Origin of the sequence: Paraburkholderia sp. UCT31, assembly GCF_014397655.1 — a bacterium.
GTDB classification, from domain to species: Bacteria; Pseudomonadota; Gammaproteobacteria; order Burkholderiales; family Burkholderiaceae; genus Paraburkholderia; species Paraburkholderia tuberum.
The window spans coordinates 1-7,737 of record NZ_VZQP01000121.1; the positions used below are offsets into that span (position 1 = coordinate 1).

Annotated in this window: 6 protein-coding genes; 5 read left to right on the forward strand and 1 reads right to left on the reverse strand. The window is 66.0% G+C overall.

What is annotated here, in order from left to right; genetic code table 11:
* Positions 1-223: 223 nt before the first annotated feature.
* On the forward strand, positions 224-844 hold the full coding sequence (locus tag F6X40_RS40530; RefSeq protein ID WP_187631757.1) for a histidine phosphatase family protein: 621 nt from the start codon (positions 224-226) through the stop codon (positions 842-844).
* Between the two features lie 13 nt (positions 845-857).
* Here F6X40_RS40530 and F6X40_RS40535 read toward each other — a convergent pair whose 3' ends face one another.
* The gene (locus F6X40_RS40535; protein ID WP_184072145.1) at positions 858-1,298 is read right to left on the reverse strand and encodes a hypothetical protein; all 441 of its coding nucleotides are present in this window, start codon (positions 1,296-1,298) and stop codon (positions 858-860) included.
* Between the two features lie 196 nt (positions 1,299-1,494).
* Here F6X40_RS40535 and F6X40_RS40540 point away from each other — a divergent pair, with 196 nt between their 5' ends.
* The 4 genes from F6X40_RS40540 (at position 1,495) to F6X40_RS40555 (ending at position 7,694) form a co-directional block, all read left to right on the forward strand.
* Positions 1,495-3,012, forward strand: coding sequence for an ATPase domain-containing protein (locus tag F6X40_RS40540; RefSeq protein WP_187631758.1), 1,518 nt, complete (start codon positions 1,495-1,497; stop codon positions 3,010-3,012).
* A 3-nt stretch (positions 3,013-3,015) separates the two neighbouring features.
* Complete coding sequence (locus F6X40_RS40545) at positions 3,016-4,674, forward strand: ATP-binding protein (RefSeq protein ID WP_187631759.1); 1,659 nt, start codon at positions 3,016-3,018, stop codon at positions 4,672-4,674.
* Positions 4,675-4,880: 206 nt separating this feature from the next.
* Positions 4,881-5,585, forward strand: coding sequence for a MarR family winged helix-turn-helix transcriptional regulator (locus tag F6X40_RS40550; protein ID WP_187631760.1), 705 nt, complete (start codon positions 4,881-4,883; stop codon positions 5,583-5,585).
* 6 nt (positions 5,586-5,591) lie between these two features.
* Positions 5,592-7,694: an FUSC family protein gene (locus F6X40_RS40555; protein WP_187631761.1), complete on the forward strand. Its 2,103-nt coding sequence runs from the start codon at positions 5,592-5,594 to the stop codon at positions 7,692-7,694.
* The last annotated feature ends 43 nt before the right edge of the window (positions 7,695-7,737 follow it).

Sequence of the window (7,737 nt, forward strand, 5' to 3'; positions counted from 1 at the left end):
TGGCCTCCGTGTCGGAAATCGCCGGGTGTGGCCCTGTCCACACCGTGCGGCTCTGGCAGCAATGCTAACCCGCGTTTGATTCCTCACGGCGGGCCAGCCTTTGCCTCACGGGAGTCATGCTGTCTAAACTGCGGCTTCCGTGACGGCGAAGGCTGCCTCGCAACGCTCGCCGCGAACCGATGAAACCTCGCAGGCAAGTGCGAATGAGGCGCCAAGGCAAAGAATGGATACGCGACTATTACTGGTGAGCCACGCGGCAACGGCCGCGCAGCGCGCGGGCCGCTTCCCTGCCGACGATCCGCTCGACGCGCGCGGTCGCGCCGAAGCCGAAGCGGCGCGCGCGCGTCTCGCGCTTCCCGCCGACACCGCCGTGTTCACCAGCCCCGCCGCCAGCGCGCGCGAAACGGCCGCCGCGCTCGGTCTGAGCGCCACGCCTGCCGACGCATTGGCGGATATCGACTATGGCAAATGGCGCGGCCAGCGCCTCGCGGACATTGCCGACGAAACGACCCGCGAACTCGCCGCCTGGACACGCGAGCCCGACGCCGCGCCGCCCGGCGGCGAATCGTTCGGTCAACTCGTGCAGCGGGTTGGAGAGTGGCTCGACGCGCAGCAGGCAGACGTGCGTTCATGCAATGCCGTCAACGAAGCAAGCTTCGCGGCCTTTGCGCACAGTCGAACCATCGTCGCCATCACCCACGCGACTCTGCTGCGAGCGGCAATCGTGCACGCCCTCGGCGCATCGCCAACCGTGTTCTGTCGCATCGAGATCGCGCCGCTGTCGGTCGTCGCATTACGCCACTCGCGACGCGGCTGGTCGTGGTGGCCGGCCGCCACCGCCTGAACGGCACCGCCGCTTACCTGCCCGACACCACGAGCCGCAACCGGTTGGACCCCTCGGGCGTCAGCGTGATTTCGGTGCGTCGATCCTTCGCGCCGAGATAAAAGTGCTGACGTCCCGGCGAATTCTGATCGTGCGTTGCATCGGGCAGGCAGGACGCGACGTCTGCCGCGACCGCTTCCAATGCATCCGCGTTCGAGCCCGCCGCCTGATGCGGCGTCCACGTGCACTGGAAACTTCGATGCGCGGCCGAACATTGCGCGTCATCGCCATAAGGTTGCGCAACGCCTTTGCCGTCGTCGGGTGTCAGCGAGGCGAAGCCGTCCGGCGCCGCGGCCACGATCCGTTTGAGCGCACCGCAAGGTCTGGGGCTATCGTCGGCGGATGCACTGACCGGCAGCAGCGCAACGAGCGATGCCGCGGTAAGCGCGATAGCGGAAAGTCGACAGGTTTTCATGGTGTGCGTGAAGCTTCCCAAGTGCTGCTGAAGAAAAACTCGCAGCGAGCCACCTTAACAGCACGCTTCATGCCCATGCGCGCGAGGCCCGAGCACGCAGGCAATGCACGACGGCACACAAATTGCGTAGCGCCATACCGGCCGCGACATCGCGCCCGTTTCGATCAAAGCCACTGCCGACGTCATTTCAACCATCATGTCGACCACTACCGCCGCCCCTACCCCCGCCCGCATATCGTCGGGCATCGAAGGCATCGACGACATCCTCGGCGGTGGTCTTACGCCGAACCGCATGTACCTCGTGGAGGGTGTGCCAGGCACGGGTAAAACCACCCTCGCGTTGCAATTCTTACTCAAGGGCCTGCACGAAGGGCAGACGGGCCTTTATATCGCGCTGTCCGAAACCCGTGCTGAACTGCTCGCGATCGGCGTGAGCCACGGCTGGGATCTGAGCCGTTTCACGATACTGGAGCAACTGCCCGAAGAAGGGCTCGAACCGCAATACGAACAGACCGTGCTGCACCCGGCCGAAGTCGAACTCGGCGAAAGCGTGCGCAACGTGATCGAGCACGTCGACGAACTGAAGCCGGCGCGCGTCGTCCTGGACAGCCTGTCCGAACTGCGTCTGCTGGCGGAGAACCCATTGCGCTACCGTCGGCAGATTCTCGCGCTCAAGCACCATTTCTCGACGCGCGAATGCACGGTGCTGCTGCTCGACGACACGTCGGCCAGCGCCTCCGGCATTCAGCTTCACAGCATCGTGCACGGCGTGATCAGCCTCGAAAACGTCGCTCATGATTACGGCGGCAATCGCCGCCGTCTGCGCATCGCGAAGATGCGCGGCATTAAGTTCCGCGAGGGCTATCACGACTTCACGCTGAACACCGGCGGTCTGCGCGTCTATCCGCGTCTGGTCGCCGCCGAGCATCACAGCGAATTCGGCACGAGCCCGATGAGCACCGGCACGCCCGGCCTCGACGCGCTGCTCGGCGGTGGCCTCGTCCCCGGCACCAATTCGCTGATCATCGGCCCGTCGGGGGTCGGCAAAACCACCACCGTCGTGTCGTGCCTACTTGCCGCACTCGAACGCGGCGAGCGTTGCGCGTACTACGTATTCGACGAAACGCTCAGCACGCTGGTCACACGCTGCGCGACGCTCGGCATGGATCTCGCCCCGCACGTCGAAAGCGGTCTGCTGATGCTGCGCCAGATCGATCCCGCGGAAATCTCACCGGGCGAGCTGTCGAGCGACGTGCGCAACGCGGTCGAAAACGAGCACGTGCGCTATGTCGCGGTCGACAGCCTGAACGCCTATCTGCAGGCGATGCCCGGCGAGCGCTACCTGCTGCTGCACATGCACGAATTGCTCGGCTATCTGAATCAGCAGGGCGTGGTCACGATGCTCGTGCTCGGGCAGCACGGCATCATCGGCGAAGTGCAGACCGAGGTCGACGTCAGTTATCTGAGCGACGTGGTCGTGCTGTTCCGCTATTTCGAGCACCAAGGCGAAGTGCTGACGGCAATAACCGCCGTCAAGAGCCGCGCGAACGATCATGAACGCACGATCCGCCAGTTCCGCCTCGGCACCGAAGGCGTCGAGGTCGGCGAAGCGCTGCGCGACTTCGAGGGCGTGCTGTCGGGCCTGCCCTCGTATCGCGGCAGCACCGTGATGCTCGGCGCGACGAACCATCTGATCGATACGTCAGGACAGTGAGCGATGGAGCAGCGTGTTCTCATCCTCGCACCGTTCGGCCGCGACGCCGAAGTGATCACCGCCGCTCTGCACAACGACGCACGCGCCTGCGTGACCTGCGACGACGCCGACGCGCTCACCAGCGAGCTCGACGTCGGCGCGGGCACCGCGCTGCTCACCGAGGAAGCGCTCGCGAACGGCCACGGCTCGAGCCTGTATGCGTGGCTCGAACGGCAGCCCGCATGGTCCGACTTCCCGTTCATCCTGCTCGCCGCCCGCAGCATCGGCCATCGATCCGCGCGCGGGCTCGAAGTGCTCGAACGGCTCGGCAACGTAGTGGTGCTCGAACGTCCGCTCAATTCGGAAACGTTGCGGCGCGCGGTCGCGTCGTCGTTGCGGGCCCGCGGACGGCAATATGAGTCGCGAAGGCTGCTTGCCGAGCGCATCGAGGCACAGGACGCGCTGGAGCAGCTGAACGATTCGCTGGAAAGCCGCATCGCCGCGCGCACGCACGAACTTGCGTCAGCCAACGACCGGCTGATGGCCGAGATCCACGAGCGCGCGAAGGTTCAGGCCGTGCTCGTGCAATCACAGAAGATGGAGGCGCTCGGTCAGCTGACCGGCGGCATCGCGCACGACTTCAACAATCTGCTGAACGTGATCATGGTCAACGCGGAACTGATCGCGCGCGTGAGCGGCGACGAACGCCTGCGCGGCATGGCGGCCACCGTCAAGCGCGCGACCGAGCGCGGCGCGAAACTGACTGGCCAGTTGCTGACTTTCTCGCGCAACAGCAACCCGAATCTGAAAGCGATCGACGTGGTCGCGCTGCTGCAGGGCATGCGCGACATCATCGCGGTGTCGCTCGGCTCGAGCATCCGCTACGACAACGACTTCGAGCGCACCGAAATGTGGACCCAGGCCGACGCAAATCAGCTCGAGCTCGCGGTGCTCAATCTCGCGATCAACGCGCGCGACGCGATGCCGGCCGGCGGGCGCCTCGACATCCACGTGACCCTGCGCGACGCGCCCGACCAGACGCTGAAGCATGGCCGCTACGTCGTGATCGAAGTCGCCGACACGGGTGAGGGCATTCCGCCAGACGTCGTGTCGCGCGTGTTCGATCCGTTCTTCACGACCAAGCCGATCGGCAAGGGCACGGGGCTAGGCCTGAGCCAGGTGTATGGCATCGCGAGGCAGGCGGGCGGCGCCGCGCGCATCTTCAGCGAAGAAGGTACCGGCACCACGGTGCAGATCTGGCTGCCGATGCGCGAGCGAGTGGCCGCGCACAGCGAAGCGGAGTCCGATGCGGAAGCGAACGCGGTCGGCGACAAGCGCGTGCTCGTGATCGAGGACGACAGCGAAGTGCGCGCGATGCTCGTTGAATCGTTGCGCATGCTCGGCTACACGGTGACGGAGGCCGCCGACGGCCAGGCCGGCCTTGACCGCCTCGTCGACGATCATCCCGATCTGCTGATGGTCGACTTCGCGATGCCGGGCATGAACGGCATCGACGTGATCGCCGCGGCGCGCAAGCTTCGTGCCGATCTACCGGTGGTCCTGGCGACCGGCTATGCGGACGTCGACATTGCCGATCTCGCAGTCAAGCATTGCACGATCCTGCGCAAGCCGTTTCAGCTCGACGATCTGGCGCGCACGGTGCGGATCGGGCTGCTCGCGTGAACCAAGCTCAAGTGAATCAAGTAGACCTCTTGCATCAAAATGTCCATTAAATTGCGGCGCACCGCACACCCAACGATTCTGTAAGCCCACCTCCTGGCCACCGATTTAATGCCGCTGTCGCATTCACGCCGCAGACTCCTCCGGTTCGGCCACGATTTCCAATTCAATAGTTTGCTAACGAATATTTTGGAAATACAATACCGGCCATGTCGAATCTCGATGCCCTGCGCCGCACAGTCAGCAGCACGCTGGTCGTCGCCGCCAGAAAGTGGCGGCGCACGAGTCATGGTGTGCTCGCGGCCTTCAACGTATCCGAAGCGTGCGCGACGCCGCTGCTGACCGCGAGCCGGCTCGGCTCGGCGGTGCGTCAGGTCACGCTCGCCGATCACATCGGCATCGAGGGGCCGTCCCTCGTGCGGCTGCTCGACCAGTTGTGCGCGGCCGGCCTGATGCGCCGCGACGAAGATCCCGAAGACCGCCGCGCGAAGACCGTCGTACTGACCGACGAAGGCCGCGCCGTCACCGCGAAGATGGAAGAGGAACTGGTCACGTTGCGCGCGCAGGCGCTCAAAGGCGTATCGCGCGACGATCTCGAAGCCGCCCTGCGCGTGCTCGACGCATTCACGGCCGATGCCGCCGGACGCGCCGAACCGGGAAGCGTCGAGCGCGACACGCGTCACGAACGCGCGCAGCCCGTGCGCCCGGAATCGGTCAGGCACGAGGCGACGAAGCGCACCTCGTCGGCGAAGCGCGAGTCCGCCAAAGGCGAGGCGCTTGCCAGCAAGGTCAAACGGACGAGCGGCAAAAGCGCTGCCAAAACGGCCGGCAAATCACGCAGCACCGCCAAGGCGCGCAAGTCCACCAAGAGCGGCGCGCGAGCCACCGCGCCGCACAACGCCGATTCCGCGTAACGGTTTATGGTCTATCCCACTCTCCGCGACTGGCTGTTTTCCGTCAAAACGTTCGCCGCGGCCATGCTCGCGCTTTACATCGGCCTCGCGTTCCAACTGCCGCGGCCGTACTGGGCGATGGCGACCGTCTACATCGTGTCGAACCCGTTCGTCGGCGCGACCCGCTCGAAGGCGATCTATCGTGCGCTGGGCACTGCGCTCGGCGCGTCGGGCGCGGTGCTGCTGGTGCCGCCGTTCGTCGAATCGCCGTACCTGTTCAGCGTGATCGTCGCGACGTGGACCGGCACGATGCTCTACCTCGCGGTGTCCGACCGCACCGCGCGCAGCTACGTGTTCATGCTGGCCGCCTATACGATGCCGATCATCGCGCTGCCGTCGGTGACGAATCCGACCGGCGTCTTCGATCTCGCCGTGAGCCGGACCGAGGAGATCATTCTCGGCATCGTCTGCGCGAGCATCGTCGGCAGCGCGGTGTTTCCGAGCCGGCTCGCGCCGACGATCATCGAGCGCACCGACGCATGGTTTCGCGACGCCGCGTTCTACGCGACCGAAACGCTGTCGGGCCGCATCGCAAGCTCGGCGATTTCCGGCGCTCGGCAACGACTCGCGAGCACGATCAACGGTCTCGAACTGCTGCTGAGCCAGCTCGCCTACGATCACACGCGGCCCGACGTCCTCGCGCGCGCGCATGAACTACGTGGCCGCATGCAACTGCTGCTGCCGATCATGTCGTCGCTCGCCGATCCGCTGCTCGCGCTCTACAACAACGGCCCGCAACACTGGCCCGAAGGACTCCAGACGCTGATCGACGACGTCATCAAGTGGTTCAACCAACCGCTGCCCGCGCCGAACGAGGGCTATCACGCGGACGAGACCGCCAACGCGCTGCGCGCGCGCATCGCCGCGATGCACCCGCCCGCCGCCGCGCTCGTGCATTGGGACGGCGCGCTGCTGTCGAATGCACTGTGGCGCCTCGCGCAAGTGATCGACGTGTGGCAAGACTGCCGCTCGCTGCGCATCATCATCACGCGCGAGGAAGGTTCGTGGCGGCCGCATTTCCGTCACTGGCGACTCGGCGGCACCGAGCGCTTCTACGATCGCGGCATGATGCTGTTCGCGACCGTGTCGGCGGCCGCGGCTGTGGTGCTCGCGTGCGCGCTGTGGATCGGCTCGGGCTGGAACGACGGCGCGAGCGCGGTCACGCTCGCGGCGGTCGCCTGCTGCTTCTTCGCCGCGCTCGACGAACCCGCGCCGTTCGTGTTCCGCTTCTTCCTCGCGACTGGCGTCGCCGTCGTGGCCGCGGGTCTCTATCTGTTCGTCGTGCTGCCGCAGGTGCACGACTTCGCGATGCTGGTGATCCTGTTCGCCGCGCCGTTCATTCTGGTCGGCACGCTGATTCCGCGCCCGCAGTTCAACATGGTGACGGTGCTGGTCGCGGTGAACACGGCCACCTTCATCAGCATTCAGGACGCGTACGACGCGAACTTCCTGACGTTCCTGAACGCCAACCTCGCGGGCCTCTCCGGCCTGCTCTATGCATACCTGTGGACCCGCGCAACGCGCCCATTCGGCGCCGAGCTGGCCGCGGCGCGCCTGTTGCGCTCGAGCTGGGCCGACGTCGCGCTGAGCGCGTCGACGCGGCCGATCGAAGACCCGCGCAATCTCGCCGCGCGCATGCTCGATCGGCTGATGCAATTGATCCCGCGCCTCGCGGCCACCGACGACTACCGCCATCCGTCGATCGAGAGCTTCCGCGATCTGCGCATCGGGTTCAACGCGCTGGACCTGCGCCGCCTCACACGCAAGCTCGGCGGCGAAGCGGCCGGCGCGATCGACCATGTTCTCGATGGAGTGCGTACATACTACGAGAGCTGCATCGATCGACGCCACCGCGTTCCGGTGCCGGACAGCCTGATGTCGTTGATCGACGTGGCCGTCGCGCGCGTCACCGCGCAGGGGCTCGCCAATGCCGCGGCGCCGACCGAGACCTCGCAGACCTCGGCGCGTCAGTTGCGCGATGCGCTGCACGCGCTGGTCGGCTTGCGTCTTTCGCTGTTTCCGGCGACCCTCACGAAACCAACGCCGACCGAACCGGAGGCCGCCGCGTGATGCACCCATTCTTGCGCCCCTGCTTGCGCCCGCTTGCGCACCC

What these genes read in the sequence shown, in the direction of transcription:
- F6X40_RS40530 (WP_187631757.1), top strand. Translation starts at nt 224, where the DNA reads ATGGATACGCGACTATTACTGGTGAGCCACGCGGCAACGGCCGCGCAG.
- F6X40_RS40535 (WP_184072145.1), bottom strand. Translation starts at nt 1,298, where the DNA reads ATGAAAACCTGTCGACTTTCCGCTATCGCGCTTACCGCGGCATCGCTC.
- F6X40_RS40540 (WP_187631758.1), top strand. Translation starts at nt 1,495, where the DNA reads ATGTCGACCACTACCGCCGCCCCTACCCCCGCCCGCATATCGTCGGGC.
- F6X40_RS40550 (WP_187631760.1), top strand. Translation starts at nt 4,881, where the DNA reads ATGTCGAATCTCGATGCCCTGCGCCGCACAGTCAGCAGCACGCTGGTC.
- F6X40_RS40545 (WP_187631759.1), top strand. Translation starts at nt 3,016, where the DNA reads ATGGAGCAGCGTGTTCTCATCCTCGCACCGTTCGGCCGCGACGCCGAA.
- F6X40_RS40555 (WP_187631761.1), top strand. Translation starts at nt 5,592, where the DNA reads ATGGTCTATCCCACTCTCCGCGACTGGCTGTTTTCCGTCAAAACGTTC.